Origin of the sequence: Comamonas thiooxydans (assembly GCF_002157685.2) — a bacterium.
In the GTDB taxonomy this organism is placed as follows: Bacteria; Pseudomonadota; Gammaproteobacteria; order Burkholderiales; family Burkholderiaceae_C; genus Comamonas; species Comamonas testosteroni_H.
The window spans coordinates 2170200-2189928 of the sequence record NZ_AP026738.1; the positions used below are offsets into that span (position 1 = coordinate 2170200).

A 19729-nucleotide genomic window follows, 5' to 3' on the forward strand; every position below is an offset into this window, starting at 1 on the left:
ACCACCCAAATCCGCTTCATCAAAACCGAGATGGACTGCTTTAGCGATGAGCAGGCCAAGGCCGAGCTACGCCTGACGTAGCAACTTATAAAGGATACAACCATGAACCCTTCAGTCGTGGGAAAAATGGATGACAAGCCAATGTCGGCATACCAATGGTTTGTCATCGCCTTGTGTTTTCTCATCAATATTGAAGCCGCGCGCGATAAATGCCAGCTTCACGGTGCGATAAATGCAAAGGCCTGAACTTTCGCACGACGAAAGAGAATTACAAAATGACCTGCCACGAAAGAAAAGCCGGCGTCTGCCGGCTTCGTTGTTTCTGCAGGCTTGGGGGCGGAGCGCCTAGAACAGCCCAGCCGGCTCGTCCTCCCGGTTCCAGCTGTAGATCACCAGCTCACCCCGCTCGACGCGGTTTGCACCGCCTCCGACCGTGTAGTCCAGCTTGAGCGCCTCCATCTCAAAGTCCTTGAAGCACTCCCTGATCGCTGGGTGGTCGTTGATGCTGATAACAGCCTTACCCTTGATCGTCCGCAGCTTGGCGGCCATCAGCTCGTACTGCTCCCAAGGGAACGGCACGCCATAACCCTCTGTCTCCCAATACGGCGGGTCCATGTAGAAGAGCGTGTGAGCTCGGTCGTAGCGGTCGATGCAGGCCGACCAGTCGAGCTGCTCAATATAAGTGCCCGCCGCCAGCCGCAGGTGCGCGGCCGAGAGGTTCTCCTCGATCCGCAGGAGGTTGATAGCCGGTGCCGTCGTCGCTGTGCCGAAAGTCTGCCCGGAGACTTTCCCGCCGAAGCTCTGCTGCTGCAAGTAGAAGAAGCGCGCGGCTCGCTGCACGTCCGTCAGGGTCTCGGGCCGTGTCTCCTGTAGCCATTTGAAGACTTGGCGGCTGGTCAAAGCCCATTTGAACTGGCGGACGAACTCCTCCAGGTGATGGGTGACCACTCTATATAGATTGACCAGGTCGCCGTTGACGTCGTTCAGCACTTCGACGTCGGCCGGGTGGCGTGCGAAGAACACAGCCGCCCCGCCGGCGAACACCTCGACATAGCAGCTATGCGGCGGGAACCTCTTGAGCAGGAGATCGACCAGGCGGCGCTTGCCGCCGATCCAGGGGATGATGGGATTTGTCATTTATCTCAGCTGATGGCCCTCGATGGGGCTCGGTTGGGGCGCTCGTGGCGCTCAGCTGATTGAAGGCCCCACACCTGGGGCACTTGATGGATAGGCGGGAGTACTCCCCCTCGCCCAACTTACGACGGCATGAGCCGCATCGTATTTCCTGCATTGCAAGTCTCTTTTCTGTGGCGAAACTCTGATAGGCTTCACCGCACTCTGTACAGGGTGGCGGGTCTTGCCAGACTTGCAGGCGTGTTCTGCGGTTTGGGGCTTGGCCAGGTGTTCGTAGCACCTGACTAGGTCGCCCGTCTTTTTTTCGTTTAGGTCATAGGCTGATCTCCATTTGGTCGCCTTCAACGCCTACCGGCGCCCCGGCCGTCACCGGCAGCAGAGAAACAGCCAGGCGCGTGCCGGCTGGATACGGTGGCAGGAGCAGCTCGCGGCCGAGGACTGTGATGTGGCCAGCCACTGGTACTTGCTGGCTGGGCCCGCCATTCACCGAGACTCGCACATCGGCGCCATGAGCGGCTTCCAGCTCCCAGGCCAGGCGTGTCCCGCCATCGGGCAGCGGTGCGGCCGACAGATTGAAGGCCCTGGCCACACGACGCTCACCGCTGGGCACCTCGGGCACAACACCCAAGCCCCACTCCAGTGGGTAGTACTGCTCATACTCGTCTCTGACCGTCATACGCACGCGCCTGGAGCTGCTTGGCTCCATGCTGATCACGCGCACGCGCTTACCGGGCGTCTGCTGTGGGCCGCCCAGGAACGTCCAGTCTTCGGGTGCCGTGTCCTCCCACTCTACGGACGCCTGCGGGTTCGGTGTGCCTGCATCCAGCCAGCCTGGCGCGGCCGAGGCGAGCCAGTTGCCCACCAGGGCCAGCCGGCGCGTACGGCCTACAGGCTTGGCGCACCGCACGCTGAAAGGGTCGCCACCTGGCGGTGTGACCATCAAATAGAAGTCATTGCCGTCTGGCAGCTCCACCTCAGCCGACAAATCCACCCAAGCTACGCGGGTGCCCGTCAAGCCCAAGCCGATCAGGCGACCGCTGAAGGCCCAGCGGGTCAGATCGTGGCCGAGCTGGATGATGTCGCCCGTCGCCACGGTCAGCCCCATGATGGAACTCTCCCAGGTGATCGTGCGGCGGTGGTAGTACTTCGAGGCTGCCAGCAGGTTGACCAGGCGCTGGGCCTGGGCCTTTGGCATGCTGTACGTAGCCTGGCTGACCTGCTGATTGACGGGCAGCGTGACGCCTGGAACCTTGGCATAGACCGTGTCTGCCTCATAGTCGTTATCGGCCTGGCTGTATGAGAGCCCGAACTCGTCGACCGTGTCGTCCGTGATGTAGGCGATCTTGAACGTGCCCGCGATGATGTTGCTCGCACCGAAGGCCGCCACCCAGGGCTGGCCATCTCTTTCCCACCAAACCGACAGCTTGCCGGGCGCCCAGGTTTTCCTGGCTCGGCCGGCTGCAGCGATGTCATCGAGCACAGTGCCAGCGCTGCGCGCGCCGCTCAGCAGCATGCGGCAGGTCAGTTGGGCTGCGGCGCAGTACTGCCCCCAGGCAACCAACGTGCCGTAGTCGATGCGGGCATTAGGCAGGCCGGCACCGAAAAGCCGCTCGCCATTGCTGGCTGATGGTTCATCCAGCCAGCCTGCCTGGCCCAGGTGGGCCGGTGCAGCGGTGGGGTTGAGGAACCCGCCGCGCGAGAAATAGAGGAACAGCCAGGCAGGATTCGTGCTGTATGTCCACTGCCAGGCACCGGCACCTACTGCCGGCATGGAGCCGTCCCATGGAGCCGACGAATTCCAGACCCAGCATTTATGGCGCAGCAGGGCCGAGTAGCGGTCGATTCGGCCATTGAGCTGGCCTGTCGCCTTGACCATCATCCCCCGACGCAACTGCGCTGGGTACAGAGCATCGGTATCGCGGAAGATCTTGAGGCGTGTCCATTCGATCTCGGCCACATTGCTGGCATCGGTGTACTCAGGGGTGACACGCCGCACGCGGAACTTGGCCACAGCCTGAGGGAGCATGGCCGAAAACGTCTCACGCAACGGCCGGGTGCTGCCATTGCTGAGAGTCATGGGAGAAAACGGCATCGGTTGCCAGGCGTTCGATCCTGGCAGTTGATACTCAGCCACCACCTGGCAGGTCAGATTCTCGAAGCCGCCGCTTGCTTGCCGCAGCAGACGACCCGAAATATCCATCTGTATGAATCTGCCGGCGACAGAGCCTCGGCGTTCTATCCAGCCGTCATTCTCGACATTTGCCCGCTGTTCCAAGGCGCCGCCATCGACGGTCTGCACGTTGCCAGGGTAGATATCCGTCGGCCAGCCAGCGCTTGCGTAACCACGCAGCACTGTGCGGTCGGCCTGGCCAGGCGGAGTTGCACTGCTGTGCAGCTCAATGGCGTTGTACTGGCTGACAGCGTTGGCACCGATGCGTTCGTCGCTGATGGTCAGGTCGCCAAACCCATAATTGAAGACACTCGTGACGCGCTCCGTGTTGTAGATGATGGTGTAGCCATAGCGCACCAGGACTGGCATCGGCGTGCCCAAAGGATTCCAAGCCATATCAGTCTCCTCCACCACTTTCTGGTGGGGTGATCTGCACCAGGTAGTCCTCATAGGTCGTCACCGAGTCGAACAGCCCTTGGTGACTAATTACAAAGGTATGCGGCTGGGTGACCGTTCCGCCGCTGCTGCTGGTATAGGTGCGGCTGGCTTGGTCTCCGTAGTACTCAATCGTTCCGCTTTCCCAGACATCTGTGCGAATGAGCACCCATGGTGCAATGACTGCTGTGCCCTCGAAGCCGAATTGCGGATGGGTACGGGTTTCATAGACCGGGGTGTTGTTGATCACCTCGGTGGCCGTGCTAGGGTCCGGGACGAATTCGCCAAACGGACGGCCAGCGTAGTCTGGGAATACACGGTGTTCGCCCAGTACCAGTTGCAGCGGCTCATAGTTGCGGGCCGAGTTGGAGCCGCCCTCAATGCTGTACGCCGTGGGCGCATCATCACCCTGGGCAGAGGCAGCGCTCCGGGCGGACAAGCTGCCGGCCAAGGCGGAAATGGCGAAGGCGATCACGGCATTGGCAGCAAACGCGGCCACAGTTCCCAGAGCGAAGGCAGCAGTCCAGCCAATCTCGCCATACATAACCAGCTTGGCTGCGATTGTGCTGCCCTCGACGATACCCTTGGCTACCTGGTGGATGACGATCAGGTCAGATACGGTCACGGGCGTCGCGGCCCAATCCTCGGCCGCCACGGGCAGACCATTGAACATGACGGCTAGGGGTGTTTCAGCCAGGCCCAGACGCTGGATGATGCCCTGCAGAGTTTCGGTACCGGCCAGGGCAATGGACAGTACCTTCCGGTCACTGGCTGGGCGCAACGGGTTTGGACACCAGATGACTGAGAGTGTGGGCATCAGAGCCATTGGTAAAAACCCTCCACACGGTAGCACCGAGGCAAGCGTGCCAGGGGCTGGCGCATGCTCGACCCGAACAGCGCATCGCTGTGCAGCACATAGGGCACGCCCTGAATCAAGCAATACAGCCCGATGTGGGCCTGGCGGCCGCGTGCCAGCATCAGCACGCCACATCCATCGACGGGCTCCTCGATCCGCTTGGCGAAATCAGCCTGGTTGGCCGTGATCAAGGCCGAGCGGTGGGCCAGGTCGTCTGCCTGGCGCCTCGGGAAGTGGATGTCTATGCGGCCGAACTGCTCATGCAAAGCACGTTCGACCAGTTGCGCGCAGTCCAGCACGTCGTGCGGGATGTCTATATAAGAGTCAGACCAGTGCATCAGAAAAGCCCCGGAGCGGTTTCTGGCCGGTAGGTGTACGCCACGGCCGCTTTGTTAAGGATGTCGTCATAGCCGAGCTGTCCAGTCACGGCCTTGGTGGTGACTTCGACGTTGCGCAGATCCAGCGTCAGCTCGTCTTCGATGAAATCGGGGGCGCTGCGCATGATCTGCAGAGCCGTGATGACGGCACCACGGCCGCCATGGGTGCGCTCGAAGAAGACGCCCACACCGCCAGATACGTTGCCGATGCTCAGTGCCGCTGCCGGCGTGCGGCCTTCCTGATCGTCTGGCCAGGTGAACTCGAAAGTCGTGGCCACGTATAGATGAGTGCGAGAGACCACGTCCTGGTTGTCATTGACGAATCGCATGGGCTCGGGCAGCAGCGCATGGGCCAGCTCCAGCAGCACCAGGGGTCGCTCGGCTGGGGCCAGTTGCTGGGCAGCACGGCGGTATCGGGAAGACTTGCGCGTGCTCATGCCCAGTACTCCAGGGTGAAAGAGACCATGAACTCATCCAGGCGGTCGGTGATCGCCTTGTAATCGACCGCACCACCCACGATCCGTGCCCGGCGCAGTGTGGCGCCGCTGGGGTCTTCAACATCTGGCCAGGCGAAGAACCTGGCGCCCAGGGCCAGTTCGGTCTTGCGCCAGACCTCGAACTGCTGCTTGTGCGCCAGGCTATCCAGGCGGTAGGTCAGCGGCACCTCATAGCGGGCCAGAGACTGCACAGGAGCCTGCTCGATAAAGCCGTCCTCCATCTCTGTGCGCTCCACACCACCCATGGGGCGCAGGGTGTAATCAGTCTCGAAAACGAGCTGGGCGTAATCGGGGAATCGGGTGTATGCCATCAGTTGCGCCTCCCTGCCGCGTTGATTGCGCTTGAGGCTTTCCCGCCATTGCTTGCATCTGCGATCATGATTTCGACGACCAGGCGGCCCAATTCCTGTTTGGTTATCGGCTGTCCGACTTGCTGTTTGGGAGTGCCCTGGTTGTTGAAGCGGACCTCCACAGGCTGAGTCTGGCCTGGCATGGCGCCACCGGCAGACGACACAGAGCCCCCCGTGGCAAAGCTCACGCGCTGGCTGGCTGACACCAGGCCGCCCAAGGCGAAGCGAGGCTTTGGCAAGCGCAGGGTGCGCACTGCTTCCATGAACGGCAGGCCATAGTGGTTGACGGCCTTTTCGGGCTGGATGAACTCGTTATTGCTCACGGCAATGGGCCGTTTCCCGTCGACCAATGCGGCGATGCTGTCGCTGGTACCTGTGCCCGGGCCCACGATGCGGCCGCCGCCCGTCGAGGGAGATCCGCCTTCGGCAAACCCGAAAACCTTGCCGATGCTCCCAAAAATGCCGCCGATGATGGTTCCGCCGCCGCTCACATCAGGCGTAAACATATTGGTGAGCAGCCGCTTGATATCACTGCGCACGATGTCACCAGCAATCTGGCGCAAGGTCGCGCTGGCGACCTCACTCAGGCTCTTGAAGTTGGTCACTGCATTGGCCGCCGCATCTGCCACTCCGTCGATGACTGTATTGCGCAGGCGCGTTCCAAGGTTCACGACTACAGGCGTAGCGCCGGCCACTTCATTTTTGAGCTGGCCGATGCTGGTGCTCATGTTGTCTATGGCGACCTGGGCCTCTGGCGGCAGGCTGTCGCGCACGCGCTCCAGCTCCTGGACGATGGATTGCAGCACCGGCACCTGGGCCGCGCGGGCCTGTCTGATGCGTGCCTCGGCCTCGATCTGGCTGATCGTTCCCTGGGTGGCCTGGGTCTGTACGGCCTGCTCGATGATGCCGAGCTGGCTCTGAAGGCGCTGTGCCTCTGCCAGCTTATTGTTGAACTCGGCCTGAGCCGCGCCGGCATCGATCAGCAACTGAATGCGCTGGCGGGATGCCTCGGCCTCGGCCGGATCTGCCTGGCGACCAGCAGCACGCAGGTCCTCCGCATATTGCAGCTCCAGCTGCCTACGGATGGCTTCCCTGTCAAACTGGCCGGTCAGGGCTGCTGTATCCACGCGCAGCCGCACCACGATGTTGGCCAGCTTCAGCTCTTCAGCACGCCGCCATTTACCCAGCTCACGCGTCGCATCTTCCTTGGACTGATCCAGCACCTTGAGCGATGCACGCAGTTCGACGGCACGAGCCCTGGTTGTGCCCTTGGCATTAAGCTCGCGCTCCAAGGCCTCACGCTGCGCGTCAATATCCTGATTAATGCCGGCCAAGCGCTTCTTGTAGGCCTCATCGATGCTGACACGGCCTTCTTCCAACTGGTTGACCAGGAAGGCATCGCTGCTCTTGATTGATGCTTGCAGAGCGCGCAAATTCGAGCGGATCTGTTGGATGGCCTCTTGCTCTGGGGTGTTGCCCTTGGGAGTGCGCGGATTTTTCTTGGCTTTCTCGTCGGCCTGCTTGACCAGTTCGTCCAGTTCAGCCTGAGTGATATCCCCAGCATCGCGCCATCCTTGCCATTTTTTCTTGTTGTCGGCCAGGCGCTTTTCTTCAGTTTCAGTGGCCTTCATGGCCGCCGCATATTCCTCCTGGACGGCCTTTTTGCGGCGGTCCTTGCGAGCTGCAGCTGCCTTATCGTCGGCTTCTTTTTCTTGCTTATCCCGTTGGGCATAAAGAGTGCTCAGTTCGCCTATAGCGTTGTTGAGCAGTTGCGGCATTTGTTGATTACCGGCGAGGTTCGTCCCACGGCGTTGCAGATCAGCCGCCATTTGGGTAACACGGCTCTCTTGCTCTTTGATCTGCTCTTCAAGCGTCTTCTGCTTGTCAATATTGAGAATTGCACCCCAAAACTTGCGCGCGACCTCTGCCGCTGCATTCAGTGCCCGCATGAGAACGCCGAGGTTCTCAGGCACCACGCGGCCGAAGTGGTCAGCGGCCTGTCGGCTCAGTTCGAGCTGGGCTTCCTCGACCCGGCCTTGCTCTACCAGGTCGGCGATGTGCCGGCGCTGCGTTGCCGAGAGGAAGTTGAACTGATCATCCAGCTGCTTGGCGGCCTTGGCAGGCTCCGCAAACAGCTTGGCCAGGGAGCTTGCCGCCGCATCGGTGGACTGGCCGGTGGCGGCCGCATAACCGTTGATGGCCTTGGTCAGGTTGCCGATGACGTCGATGCCAAGGCGACCGGACTGCACCATGGCGACGGCCGCGGACTCGGCTGCGCTCTTGCTGATGCCGCTGACTTTGTTGGCAGCCTCGGCCAGTGCTTCGATGCGCCCCTGCGTCGCGCCGGCCGCATTCCCGGTGGTCTGCACCGCCACATTGAAGGCATAGGCCTTTTTCTCGGCCTCAAGGAACAGCAAGGCCAAGGCACCCACACCCAGCGCCAGGCCACCGACGGCAGCCCTCGCAGGTGTGATTGCAGAGGTGATGGCATTGAAAGCGGGCCCGACACCTCCAAAAGAGTCTTTAATTTGTCCGCCCTGTTGGATGGCCACAAGCCAGATGGGCATGCCGCTGGCAATGCTGGTGGTGATATCAGTGATCTGCGCAGGCAGCATGCGCATTGCCGCTGCTGTTTGCCCTGCAGAAACACCAAGGCCGGCAAAGCGTTGCTGGGCTAGGCCCATGAGACGCGTGTGCTGGTCCTGGGTAATGAGACCACGGGCCAGTGCCGTATTCAGCTCGTTTTGAGCCTGTGCCAAGCGGAAGGCCTCGCTGGCAGCTGGGTCCAGGCTGGCAATCAGGCGGTCAATGGCCAGCTTTTCACGGTCGGTTGCCTTGGCGGCTTCGTCGGAGCCTTTAGCCTGGCGCTGTTGCTGCTCCTCGTTCTTCCTGCTTTGCTGCCCCTGGGATTCGCGCTGCTTGGTCAGCTCCTGCTCAGACTTGGTTGCACGGTCAGAGGTTTCGGCCTGTTCCTTCTGGGCTGCTGACAGCGCGGCCGTGGCTGTGGCTTGCTCTTGAGTGGCCGTGGCCGCCTGCCTGGCTGTAGCGGCCTGGTCGGAGCTGGGTGCCGACGGAGCCGAGCCAGACGCGGGCGCCGGCACGGTCGACATTTCTGACGAAGCTTTTTTGCCGGCTGCGCCCAGCTCTTGGACTTCGGCAGTGAACGCGCGGACTTCTTTGCGCGCTTCGTCCAGTGCAGCCTGGACCCGCAGTCCGATTTCGAGGTTGTTTGCCATGGGCCGCATGGTCTCCCGCCACGGCCATCAGCAATAAGTAAAACGCTTTAGAGTTTGCCCATAAAAAAAGGGCTCAGATTGAGCCCCCTGCAAGTGCGACGGCCGTGTGGGCCGCCTGGTGTTGTGCGTGGCGTTCGGCCTGGTCGCCGATGGCCTGCAGATAGCCTTTCAGCTCGTCGATGCTGTAGCGCCGAAGCTGCTGTCGGTCGTGGCCTGCGGCGATGAGCTGCTGAGCAACGGCGAACCAATCGACATCAGCTTCGCCTGGATCACCTTGATCGCCTGCAGGCGCTGGGTAAAAAAACTGAGGTTTTCCTCCAGCACCACATAGACCGCTTCGAGCACCATGGCTATCGGCATCGCACGCACGTCAGCCACCGACATGGTCTTGGCTTGGCCATCCTGCACAGGTGCCAGGCAAGCTACCAGCAGCTTCTCCAGCGCCAGGCGCAAGGTCGATTCGCCTTGCAGCACCTTGAGGCTGGCCAGATCGAACTGGCCACCCTGCATGCTGATCAGCCAGTCGCCGAACTCGAATGCTTCGGTGAATACCTCGAATGGAACCTGGCTGACCTCGAAGTCATGGCCGGCAATGGTTTTATGAATGGGTGTATTGAAGAGTTTGCTCATTGTTCTTATCCGTTGAAGGACCAGCCCAGCGGCCGATGGAAAGCCACACACCAGTTTTGCAGCGGGTAAGGCTTGCCGACCAGTGCAGGAATATTGGCCGATGCATACATGCCGCGCTCAGGCTCGTACACGTAGTTATCGAGAGCGACCGTAGAGTCGCTGTCTCGCAAGCAGCCGTTGCCGTTATGGACAGTCTTGTCTGCATACCAAACAAAGGCATCCGCAGCCAGGTCACGCGCCAATGTGATCTTTATCGTTGCCGCGCCCACGATCTGCACGCTAGAGATGCCAGGCGTTCCAGAGCTGTCGGTGACCTTGAATCCCTTTGCTGCATAGTCGGTAGCAGCATTGACGACGTACGGCAGATCAAACTTCAGAGGTGGAACGGGGACGTGGAACTCGATGAGAATTTCACGGCCGCTGCCTGAGATCTTTGTTGGCATCAGGGGAAGCCAGCGCCGTCCCTGACGGACAACGCGGTCCCAGACTTTGCCGATCATGTGGCCGAACCAGCGACTGCCATTGCTGTCGAGGTGTCCACCTTTGTCTGTGTACGGGTAGATCGGACCGACCATGGCCACGTCGGTGCGCTCCAGGGCTGTCTCCAGCTGGGCCATACCGACATGCAGGCCGGGCGTACCCGCGCTGTCGATATCGCGGGTGTACGCCGCGCCCGTCTGATACATGAGAAACGCAGGTTTTGCAGACTGCCCTGTCGTGGCCATTGCATCAGCTTGCATATCGCTGATGAGCTGGGCAAGCAGGGTCTTGTACGTTGCTTTGTCCCAGCTGCCGCCGTTCGAGTAGTAGTTGTACTCGCCTTGCATCCAGCAAATGCCATCGACAACGCAGGTATCTGCTGCGGCTGCCGCCTTGATCTTGGTGATGCCGTCGACAAAGCGTGCATAACGATTCACAGCGTCTTGGCTGTTGACCTTGGACAGTTGCTCGATGGTGCGGCCCGACACCGAGGGGTTGAGAGTCACAAAGAGCCGGGTCTCATCATTGCTCACCAGCACAGCCTGGTTGTGTAGGTGCTTTGCAAAATTCAGCCAGGCGTGATTTGGCGGCTCGCCGAAAGCTGCAGCGCCAGGCGCCAGAGCGGCCTCCTGCTGAGGCGACAGCAGCGTGGAGCCATCTGCGCTTTGCGCGATCAATGGCTGGAGGGCTGCCGACCCAAATGTAGGGTAGGTATCACCATCGCTCGCCGCTGGCAGGACATTGCCGCCCAGTTGGAGGTTGCCATATCGGCCAGTGCGGGAAAGAGCTGGCCAGGTCTCTTGGCCCCGGCCCAAAGACTGACCGTATAGCACCTTGACGTTGTACTTTGCAGTGGGCCGCTGCAGATTGACCACGGGCTGTTGCTGTCGGATTGCGGACATGGCAACGGCTGTGGCATCGGCCGAGGTTCCGTCATTGGGAGCCAAGGAAGGCATGCGGGGGTAATCGCTGCGGGCGATGTAAGCGCAATTGGAGCGAGCCACAGCAAACTGAAAGCCTGCAATAGTGGCCGTTTGTCCTGCGGCTGCGTCCGCTCCAATCAAGAAGCGAGAGGAACTTGCATCATCAGATAGCAAGAATGCGCCTTCATAGACCCGAAGCGTCGGGCTGATGGTACTCACCAGCCGCAGCGTGACAGCTTGAATGTAGGTTGATGCGTTCCAAATATAGACCTGAGCTGAAACCCACGTCGATCCTTCAGGCCGCTCCACATAGACACGGGCGAAGGCCATGGCGCCTGGCGCATAAAAAGGCAGGTTGCCACCAATGTACGGCCGCGTCCCTCCAACCCCTTTTTTGAACCCCTTCGAGATCAGATCAGGGTTCGTGAGTGTGACGATGCTTGTTTGGGCTGCTGTACCAAATTTCCACGGGATGTAGTCCGGGTCGTCTCCCATCGCATAGGGAAACATATTGGAAGCAGTGATGCGGCCGGTGTCTTCAATCACGCAACCGGCATGCGAAACAATGCTGTCACCCCATAGGCTCATCAAGGCAATAAATGGATAGCGACCATTCGTCGCCTGGGGAGCGGTGGGGTACTTTGCGACCTTCAGCTCGCCACTAGCCAGGTCAATGTAGGCCGTTTCAATGCTATCGGGCGAGACCGTCATCGGCAGCTTCACATAGTTGGCTAGCTCAAGACTTTCCGGGTTTGAAACGTTGACGGTTGACGCATTTCGGGCATGGAAAGAACGGTAAAAAAACTGGCGAGGTGCATACAGAACCCCTCGTCCACCTCCCAAAGCGTTGATTCGGTCATAGATCAGCTTGAAGCGAGGCGAGAAACCGTCCAGATCTCCGTTCAGCGCACGGTCCATCCATAGCACTTCCTGCCCTGTAAAGGACTGGTACTGGCCCCACCAGCACACGCCCAAAGGCACGATGTTCTCGCTGCGTGGCGGCATGAATCCGCTCTCGGTGAACTTGAATAGCTCCTCATGGGTCGCCGCGATGCCGTACTGCGACATATCGATGTAGTGGTAAACAGCTTTAGAGCCGCTCACAGCCAACGACATCGGTAACTCGAAAAATTCAGAAGCGCCAGCTGCCGGCGTCAATATGCGTGAGGTCTCTCCATTTCGGCATATCGCCAAAATTGGATACCGAACTACAGCGCGTTCCACATCAATGACCACACGTCCATTGCCCTGAAAGACAGTGAACTGTCTCGCCAGAGCCATAAGGCGGTCTACGTCTGCCCGCATTGCTGGCTGATACGCGTTGCGCGTCCACTGAGCGCCGGTCCATGTGTAATAGCCGTTGATGGGACTGGCTTCGGTGTGAGCTGGGTCATCGGTCACGATGCCCTGAGTACCCGCTGGCTGCGTTGTGTCGGCCACCATGGCCGCGCGAGTGAGATAGGAGCGCTCCAGCTTGTTCGCAACGATCAGCCAGGCAGTGCCGATGTTGAGATACAACGTGCGGGTGGCCATCTCCATGGCGATAAGGCCAACCAGAGCGGGATAGCGCTTCCAGACGCCACCATTGAAAACGGCATAAGAGCCATTGGTGAAGACCTGCCCAGATCCGGGTGCAGGGTTTGCGGGTAGCGCACTGGTCGACAAGATGGGCCCGGACAGTGTGCTCAGCGCCATGTGATCGTCGATGCGGCGCAGATTTTCTTCCATGCCGTTGGGGACGGCAAACGGATCTTCCGTTGTGCCGAAACTGGCCCAGATACCCCCTGCCAATTGTTCTTTTGCCATGTCTGGCTCCTTACTTCGTGGGATATGCGGCGCGGTCCAGGCTGTACCAAGCTGCCGGCCCATTGGTGCGGGGCACAGGGCGCAACTGCAGGTTCAACCTGATGCTGCTTGTGGACTGGTCCAACAGCGTCAGACCGCCATCCAGCAATGGCCTGCAGCGATAGCACTGCAGGCGTACGGGCTTGCCGTCGATGAGGTTGGTTCCGGCGTAGGCCAGGCCCAGTTCGATGTCGCCGCCTGTTGCTGCATCAAGCTGCTCCGACCTCCCCTCGGAGGTGCTAGTAATGCGCACGGTCGCGCCTGGTGGACCAGCAATGCCTTGCAGCAGCTCAATGCCCCAGTCGGAGCGGCGCCACTCCACACCCTCGCTCCATGCAGCCCATGACGGCGCCACTTGCACGGCTTGCTCGCAGTCGACCTTGTGAGGCGTCCACAGCATTGCGCCTGCAGGAAGCAGCAGACCAGAGACATCGACTGTGGTGGTGATCCGGGTACTGGCCGTTGCCAGGCGCTGAGCGTTGAGGGCCATGGCCAGATTGGCCGCGCCATGGCCGTAGAGCTGGACAGACACGGACACGCCGTCAATCACGGCATTGCTACGTCCGTCCCAGGGGCTGGTACGAAGCCGGCGCACGTTGGGAGTCACGACCAGGCCGAAGGCATTGCCCAGGCGGCGGCCTGGTGGCAGTCCTGTAGCCCAGTCCCGCATGGCCGGGCCGGCATACAACATGCCTCGGCCCAGGTAATGCGGGTTGTGCTCCTGCTCGTACTGACCCAGATACATCGCTCGCGCCCGTCAGATCTTCAGCGTGCCGTACTGGCTGAAGGGGTTGGCCAAGGTGCCCAGGGGACGCGAGGAATCACGCTCGACGGTACCTGTCAGTTCGAGCTGGGCCAGGTTGTCGCTGATGATGTTCACGGATGCAGCCGGGCCAAAGACCACCTTGAAGAGGTCAAAGTGGATAGGCTGGACGGGGCTTTCGGCCACGTTGTAGCCATCGAAGTGGAGCGCCACAGGCTTGGGAGGCTGCGAGTACAGCTGAATCAGGCGCTGCTCGCGTCGTGTGTAGCTGACCGTGATGTTGGGCTGACCCTTGCCCTGCGCCACTGTCGGTGCGGGGATGGTGGTGCCTTCGACCAGCTTGATAGAGCCTGCCGGCGTGATCTCATAGTCGGTGCCAACGTCATAGGTCGTTTGACCGTCGGCGCTCTTGACCACGATGGCCACGGTGTCGTCGGCCAGGTGGTCGAGTGGCTCCACGGTGCCAGGCCACAGCACATGCTCCTCGCTGGCGACGGCGGCTGTTGCCACCTCGACGTCATCGCCGCTACCGCCCGTTGCGATAGACCAGTTGCGCGGCGAGTGGCAGCGCAGCTGCAGGGAGACGTTGACGGCGTCGATTTCACGGAACGCGCAAGCAGTTCCACCGCCTGGCGTGGTGAAGTCCTTGATGTTTTCCGTGGTCTCGGTCGCGTTGAGCACAAAGCTGGGCGCGTTGCCGACTGGAATGAAGCCTGCGGTGCGCGCCAGGCGGGCCAGGTAATCGACCAGGCTGATTTCACCCCGGCCCTTGAAGCAGCAGAATTTGCGTTCAGCCATTTTTCTCTCCTAAAAACTAGCAATGGATGCTGCTGACGGTGAACAGCAGCGGGTAATAGGCAAACTTGGCCGGGCTATAGAAAGGCCTCGGCGGCGTGGACATCACCAGGGGGCTGTTGCATTGCGGTGGTGTGTAGCCATGCAAGGCCTTGATGAGTTCGCCCAGATGCGGGCCTGCTTCCTGGTCGAGGGCAGCAGCCTCGCGTTGGCTGGCCGCATTGCCGATGGCCAGGACGACCAACCAGCGATGGCTCAGCTGCAGCGAGTACTCGTCCGAGCCAGGCAGGACGGCAAAGCCGTCGTAAACGACATAGACAGCAGGCGTGACCTGCATTTCCTCGGCCACGGCCGCCAGCTCCTTGCGGGTGCCCACTAGGCGGGCCCAGCCGCTGCCATCGGCCGGCTGCGTCTTTGCCTTGAGGCGGTCGACGATGCCGGTCTGAGCGTCGAGAAAATTCCAGGTCGTTTGCATCAGCCGAACCCCCGCAGGGTGTCGTCTGTCACAGCGCGCGGGCTGAAGTCGAAATGGACGTCAGTACCTTGCTGGGCGTCGGCCGCCACCAGCGCGCCAGGCGATCCGCCCCAGGGGCAGGACAGCATGGACTTGCCCATGGCGATGGCATCCAGCTCGGCAATGACCGCCTTGTAGCGCCGGTACACCTCGTTTTCAGGGGCCAGGTCGTCGTGCAGGTAGTAGCGCGCTACATCGCAGGCCATGCGCACCAGGACGGGCGGCATGGCGTATTCCACGGGCTGGCCGGGGATCGGGGGTTTGCGGCAGCCCTGCAGCGGCAGGCGGTAGACCTGGCCCACATAGCCATCGATGAAAGACGAGGCGTCTTCCAGCTTCAGCCCGACACGGGCTTCGTCGATGGTGCTGGGCGGTATGTTGTCCACATCGGTGAGTTGGATCAGCTCCAGGGCACCAAAGCGGGCAACCATGTCGGCGACGGTGGCGTAGCTCATGCGATTGGCCTGCCGTCAGATCAAGGCGTTGCGGGGTGAACGTGGCGCTGGATCTGGACCTCGATGATGTGGCCTTCGGTACCGGCGCCCAGGGCGCGACCGCAGTTGTCATCGGAGTCACCCAGCGCTGCCTTGCCGCTGCCGTCGGCCGCAGGTTTGACCGGATCACCGAAGGCGATGGTCTGGCCTGCTGCGACCTCCACCAAGCCGGAATAGCTGGTGATGGCCGAGAAGGCGCCGCCCACAGCGGCGCCGTACTCGCTGGTGCCTTGAGAGTCATGCACGCCGCCTGCGCTGGTCGCGTGCTGGCCGTTGTAGCCGACAAAGCGGTATTTCTCGATGATGGCCGTGGCCACGATGGTGACCGCGTGCTGCTTGTCAAACTGGCGGCCGGGGTTGTTCTGAGATGCCATGGTTTCGCTCCAGGTCGATGTGAAAGGGTTTCCTACTGGCCCAACCCGGCCAGGTGCTCATGACCTGGACCGGGGGCAGCTTCTCTCTCGGGGTGGTTGTCAGTTGCGCTTCGGGGCGCCCTTGCCCGTACCCTTGGACTGCTCGGAGGGAGCAGCTGCGGGTGCCGGTGTAGGAGCGGAAGCGGTAGATGCGTCTGGCGCGGGTGCTGCGGACTCGCCAGCGTTGCTGCTGTCCTGGGCTCCCTGACCATCGCCAGCATTGCTGCTGCCCTGATCACCTTGGCCACCGTCAGCAGCACCATTGCCACCGGCCCCATCAATCAAGGCAGCGGTCTGGCCCGTGCCATCTGTGCTGGCGACGAGACCGGCTGGGGGCTCGGTGGATCCACGCTTTTGCAGGACAGCCTGGCGCTCGCGCTCAAATTCGCGTTGCGCGTGCTCAGCACGCATGGCCTCGTACTGGTCGCTGGCTTCTTCACGGTCCGTGTCGAGCAGCGCCTTCATCTTCAGCAGCTCGCGCTCGTCGTGGTCGCTCAGGCCCGTCACTTCTGCACCGGGCTTGAACTCTTTACGCACCGTTTTGCCGTCAGCACCCACGGTGCTGGCCACGATGAGGATCTTTGCGATCAAAGTCATGGTGGCTGCTCCCTTAGTTCGGGTTCAGGAACAGGAAGCCGGCATCGGGGTAAGCGATGTTGGGCGCGCGCTCGAAGGTGCCGCCATAGATCCAGCTCTTTTGCGATTCCCGGTATAGGGGCGTCTCGCTGAAGGGGTGGCCTTCGATGACGTTGGTAAAGCCGAAAGCGGGCTCTGCCAGGCTGAATTCGCCGGAGGCCGGGATGTCGGGCGCGTAAGCCAGAACGGCCGCATTGCCCCACACGTCATGACCTTCGTCGTCTTCATCCGTATAGGAGGCATCGCCCACGACGATTTCCTTGACCTTCAGGATCGTCTTGAGCTGCTCCAGTGTCGCCGGGCCCATCTGCGTGGAGGGCAGGTAGCTCTTGACCTCAGCATTGGAGATCAGAGCGGTCTCTGCATCAGCCGAGAGAATCAGCTTGTTCGGGCGGCGACCGACTTTCTTGCGGATCACATTGGAGGCCGCCAGGATGTCTGTCACAGGCGTGCCTGTGGGGGCCGACCACTTCTCAGCACCGGCCAGGGCCTTGGAGTGACCGGGCGCAAAGCTGCTGGGGTCGGTAGCAAACTCGGCCGCCTCGATCTCGTAGTCCAGGTTCAGGACATCGCGCGCTGTGGTCATGGCCACGGTGGAGATGCCGATGTTGGGCGCGAGATTGAGCTTTTTGGCTTCGTCGGATTCGCGGATCAGCTCACGCGGGATAGGCACTTCCACCGCGTGCTGCTTGACGGTGTAGAGCTTGCCCTCGAAGTTGATGGTGATTTGCTTGGTAGCAGTACCAGGCGCGCGGCGCAGGTTGTAGCGGCGGCGAGCGGCATCGCCCATCTTGGCAATAGTCACCGTGCTCAGCGATTGAGGCAGGCGGGGGAACAGGCGGTCGGCCACCATCGTGCCCTGGCCACGGCCGAGCAGCAGGTTGGTGAGGACCGGATTGGCCTTGAGACGGATTTCGTCGAGCGTCATCATGTTGTGGTTTCCTTCTGGGAAGTTGGGGGAATCAGCCCTCGAACGACACAACCTTGCTCACCGCCTCGGCGTAGCTCACGTTGTGCTTGTTGGCGTAGGCCTTGGCGGCCTTGTCGATCTCGGAGTCGCTCTTGCCCTTGGCGCTGCCTTGCTCGCCTTCGGGCACTTGGCCACCGCCGTGCTCGCTGAAATCGACCGATGGCTTGCTGCCGGCGATCAGCTCCTGCAGCCAGGCAGAGGGGCTGACCTTGCGTTTGGTGTCGCCTTCGGAAAACTCCACCGGCTCGACCTCGGCCAGGCGGTCCAACGTGGCCACAGCCATGTCTTTGTCCTTGGGCATCAAGCGGCCGGCTTTGACTTGGCTTTCCGCGAACGAGACGTTGGCGGTGTGGCGATCACGCTTTTGCTGCTCTGCAAACTGGGCCAGCTGGGCGCGCGCCTGGTCGCGTTCAGCGACAGCCGTGGCGGTCTTCTGCGCTTCCTCGGCAGCCTTGCGCTCGGCTTCTTCCTTGGCTTTGCGCTCGGCTTCGATTCGTTCGGCTTCGGTCATGGATGGGTGCTCCTGGTTGGGGGTGGGTTGCTCGGAAAAAAAGATGAGTCCGAATTCGGTGTCGTTTCCGCCTTCGGCGAATTTGGGATCACGCAGGCCTTTGACGGCTGGGGGCTGGGCGCCCAGGAAGCCAACGTGACGCAGGTAATAGACGCCGGGCTTTGGGTTGGCTGGGTCTTCGGGGTGGTAGAAGGCTGCGCTGCGCTTCTTGACGCGACCTGCGCCGTAGTACTCGGCGAACGAGGGGTCGATCTGCTGATGGCTGGACTTGAGCGTCCCGCCTTCGGCCGACAGCTTGGTGACCCAACCCCAGGCGGGGTGGTCGTCTTCGGGATGGCCAATGACCAGGGGCGCTTCGTGGACGGCGGGGTCGTAGGCAGCGGCCGTGGCCGTGACATCGGCCTCGGTGATCACATAGACCTGGCCGTTGGTGGCCGTGCGGGCCCCGGCTTGGAAGATCTCCAGGCCATCAGGAAATTGCGAGGGGGTGGTTTTGTTGCCCATGTCCCGCATGGTCTTGCGGACGGGGCTTGCGCTATAAGTAAAGCGCTTTACTAAATTTCGCCAGGCATTGCACCGGGCGATGGGCTAGCGCGTTGCGCGCCGCCCTTGGGGTCAGTCCAAACCGGGCAGTTGCTGCTGGCGGCTTAAAAACATCTCTCGCTGGTAGGTGTCCACGATCTGGCGAACACGCATTGGAGTGAGGTCGTACTCATCGGCCAGCTCGTCGTAGTTGCCTCGAAACTTTGCGCACATCTCTCGGTCGCGGGCGCTGAGCTGCATTGCCAGGCCGCGCGACAGGTAGATGGTACGGCCACCTTTTTCACGCGCCAAGTGCTGCAGTTGCACCACCGACATATTGGCAAAGGCCTGCAGCTTCTGCGTCCAGGCCTGGTCTGGCTTGGCCTGACCGACGCGCCCGTCCATCAGTGCGAGCGCCTCAAACAGACAGTGAGCAACATCGCGCATTTCGTCGGTCATACCAGGCGGCAGGACAGTGGTGAGCACAACGGCCTCGGCGGCGGTCAGAAAAGTGCGAGCCATGGTTATTCCCTTTCTCCCCAGGATTTCAGACCTTCGATCAACGTGTCGAGCTGGGCGCCATTGGCAAAGCGCAGCGCTGCGGTACCTACCGTGCGCTGCACCCAGGCATTGAGCGATGCAGCGCTGTTGTCGCGCAGCTTCCCGTCGCGGTACAGCTGGTTCCACAGTGCCCAGACTTTGCGCTCCTTGGGACTGGCGGACTGCTTGGACTGTGCGAACGTGTTGCGGCGGCTGCGTGTGGGTTTGGCCAGACCGAGCTTGACCGCCAGCTGCTGCATGTGGTCACGCACAGCCTCCTGCTGAACAGGCGTCATGTCTTTGCTGCTGGACTTGCCCGTCAGGTTCATCAGTAACGCGCGATAGTCGTCATCCGAGAGCTGCAGCTTGCTCTTGAGTGTGTGGATTGCGGCAATGTTGTTGGTCATAGGGAGGATTGAGCAGGAGGTGGGCGAAGGAGTCGGAGGGGCGGACTTGCGGCGGGAGTGGAGTTTTACGGCGGGACGCTGGTGGGCGTATTAGTTCTGCGTAACAGGCTTTGCAGTAGCAGGTCAGCCCGTACTTCCCGCGTGAATCGCTGTAGAAAAACTCCAGGTCTGCGGGCCAGTCTTCGTCGCAGTGGTTGCAGTGCTTTTCCTGTTCTGACGGCATGTTTTGAT

The 19729-nt window shown here is 61.2% G+C and carries 21 protein-coding genes; 1 reads left to right on the forward strand and 20 read right to left on the reverse strand.

All coding sequences use genetic code 11. The annotated features are described in order from the left end of the window. Positions 1-102: 102 nt before the first annotated feature. A complete protein-coding gene (locus CTR2_RS09960) occupies positions 103-246 on the forward strand; it encodes a hypothetical protein (RefSeq protein WP_176391681.1) in 144 nt (47 codons plus the stop codon). A 99-nt stretch (positions 247-345) separates the two neighbouring features. Here CTR2_RS09960 and CTR2_RS09965 read toward each other — a convergent pair whose 3' ends face one another. The 20 genes from CTR2_RS09965 to CTR2_RS10060 form a co-directional block, all read right to left on the reverse strand. Next, entirely contained in the window at positions 346-1137 is a 792-nt protein-coding gene (locus tag CTR2_RS09965) for a DNA adenine methylase (protein ID WP_087084216.1), read from the reverse strand. After that, complete coding sequence (locus CTR2_RS09970) at positions 1058-1291, reverse strand: Com family DNA-binding transcriptional regulator (RefSeq protein WP_087084215.1); 234 nt, start codon at positions 1289-1291, stop codon at positions 1058-1060. The genes CTR2_RS09965 and CTR2_RS09970 overlap by 80 nt, the downstream gene beginning before the upstream one ends. Before the next feature lie 156 nt (positions 1292-1447). Further along, positions 1448-3700, reverse strand: coding sequence for a phage tail protein (locus tag CTR2_RS09975; protein WP_176391680.1), 2253 nt, complete (start codon positions 3698-3700; stop codon positions 1448-1450). A gap of 1 nt (position 3701) precedes the next feature. Continuing rightward, on the reverse strand, positions 3702-4556 hold the full coding sequence (locus tag CTR2_RS09980) for a hypothetical protein (protein WP_140401061.1): 855 nt from the start codon (positions 4554-4556) through the stop codon (positions 3702-3704). Beyond that, the gene (locus CTR2_RS09985) at positions 4556-4933 is read right to left on the reverse strand and encodes a hypothetical protein (RefSeq protein ID WP_059440637.1); all 378 of its coding nucleotides are present in this window, start codon (positions 4931-4933) and stop codon (positions 4556-4558) included. The genes CTR2_RS09980 and CTR2_RS09985 overlap by 1 nt, the downstream gene beginning before the upstream one ends. Continuing rightward, positions 4933-5409 (reverse strand): DUF1833 family protein, encoded by a 477-nt coding sequence (locus tag CTR2_RS09990; RefSeq protein ID WP_059440638.1) that lies wholly within the window; start codon positions 5407-5409, stop codon positions 4933-4935. Before CTR2_RS09990 ends, CTR2_RS09985 begins: the two co-directional genes overlap by 1 nt. Continuing rightward, on the reverse strand, positions 5406-5780 hold the full coding sequence (locus CTR2_RS09995) for a hypothetical protein (protein ID WP_087084212.1): 375 nt from the start codon (positions 5778-5780) through the stop codon (positions 5406-5408). Before CTR2_RS09995 ends, CTR2_RS09990 begins: the two co-directional genes overlap by 4 nt. Next, the gene (locus tag CTR2_RS10000; protein ID WP_176391679.1) at positions 5780-9055 is read right to left on the reverse strand and encodes a phage tail length tape measure family protein; all 3276 of its coding nucleotides are present in this window, start codon (positions 9053-9055) and stop codon (positions 5780-5782) included. Before CTR2_RS10000 ends, CTR2_RS09995 begins: the two co-directional genes overlap by 1 nt. Before the next feature lie 168 nt (positions 9056-9223). Next, entirely contained in the window at positions 9224-9685 is a 462-nt protein-coding gene (locus CTR2_RS10005) for a hypothetical protein (RefSeq protein ID WP_087084210.1), read from the reverse strand. Between the two features lie 5 nt (positions 9686-9690). Next, positions 9691-12894, reverse strand: coding sequence for a hypothetical protein (locus tag CTR2_RS10010; RefSeq protein ID WP_087084209.1), 3204 nt, complete (start codon positions 12892-12894; stop codon positions 9691-9693). Between the two features lie 10 nt (positions 12895-12904). Beyond that, positions 12905-13678, reverse strand: a complete 774-nt coding sequence (locus CTR2_RS10015; RefSeq protein ID WP_087084208.1) for a hypothetical protein — start codon at positions 13676-13678, stop codon at positions 12905-12907. Positions 13679-13690: 12 nt separating this feature from the next. Beyond that, positions 13691-14494: a phage tail tube protein gene (locus CTR2_RS10020; protein WP_087084207.1), complete on the reverse strand. Its 804-nt coding sequence runs from the start codon at positions 14492-14494 to the stop codon at positions 13691-13693. 16 nt (positions 14495-14510) lie between these two features. Next, a complete protein-coding gene (locus CTR2_RS10025; protein WP_087084206.1) occupies positions 14511-14966 on the reverse strand; it encodes a phage tail terminator protein in 456 nt (151 codons plus the stop codon). Further along, positions 14966-15460 (reverse strand): gp436 family protein, encoded by a 495-nt coding sequence (locus CTR2_RS10030; protein WP_087084205.1) that lies wholly within the window; start codon positions 15458-15460, stop codon positions 14966-14968. Before CTR2_RS10030 ends, CTR2_RS10025 begins: the two co-directional genes overlap by 1 nt. Before the next feature lie 20 nt (positions 15461-15480). Continuing rightward, positions 15481-15873, reverse strand: a complete 393-nt coding sequence (locus tag CTR2_RS10035) for a DUF2190 domain-containing protein (protein ID WP_087084204.1) — start codon at positions 15871-15873, stop codon at positions 15481-15483. 99 nt (positions 15874-15972) lie between these two features. Further along, positions 15973-16509: a hypothetical protein gene (locus CTR2_RS10040; protein ID WP_087084203.1), complete on the reverse strand. Its 537-nt coding sequence runs from the start codon at positions 16507-16509 to the stop codon at positions 15973-15975. Between the two features lie 13 nt (positions 16510-16522). Then, a complete protein-coding gene (locus CTR2_RS10045; protein ID WP_087084202.1) occupies positions 16523-17479 on the reverse strand; it encodes a major capsid protein in 957 nt (318 codons plus the stop codon). 31 nt (positions 17480-17510) lie between these two features. Next, positions 17511-18533 carry a hypothetical protein gene (locus CTR2_RS10050; protein WP_087084201.1) on the reverse strand — a complete coding sequence of 341 codons (1023 nt, stop codon included), beginning with the start codon at positions 18531-18533 and terminating at the stop codon, positions 17511-17513. Between the two features lie 111 nt (positions 18534-18644). Further along, positions 18645-19073: a Mor transcription activator family protein gene (locus CTR2_RS10055; RefSeq protein ID WP_087084200.1), complete on the reverse strand. Its 429-nt coding sequence runs from the start codon at positions 19071-19073 to the stop codon at positions 18645-18647. Between the two features lie 2 nt (positions 19074-19075). Beyond that, complete coding sequence (locus CTR2_RS10060; RefSeq protein WP_087084199.1) at positions 19076-19498, reverse strand: regulatory protein GemA; 423 nt, start codon at positions 19496-19498, stop codon at positions 19076-19078. Between the last annotated feature and the right edge of the window lie 231 nt (positions 19499-19729).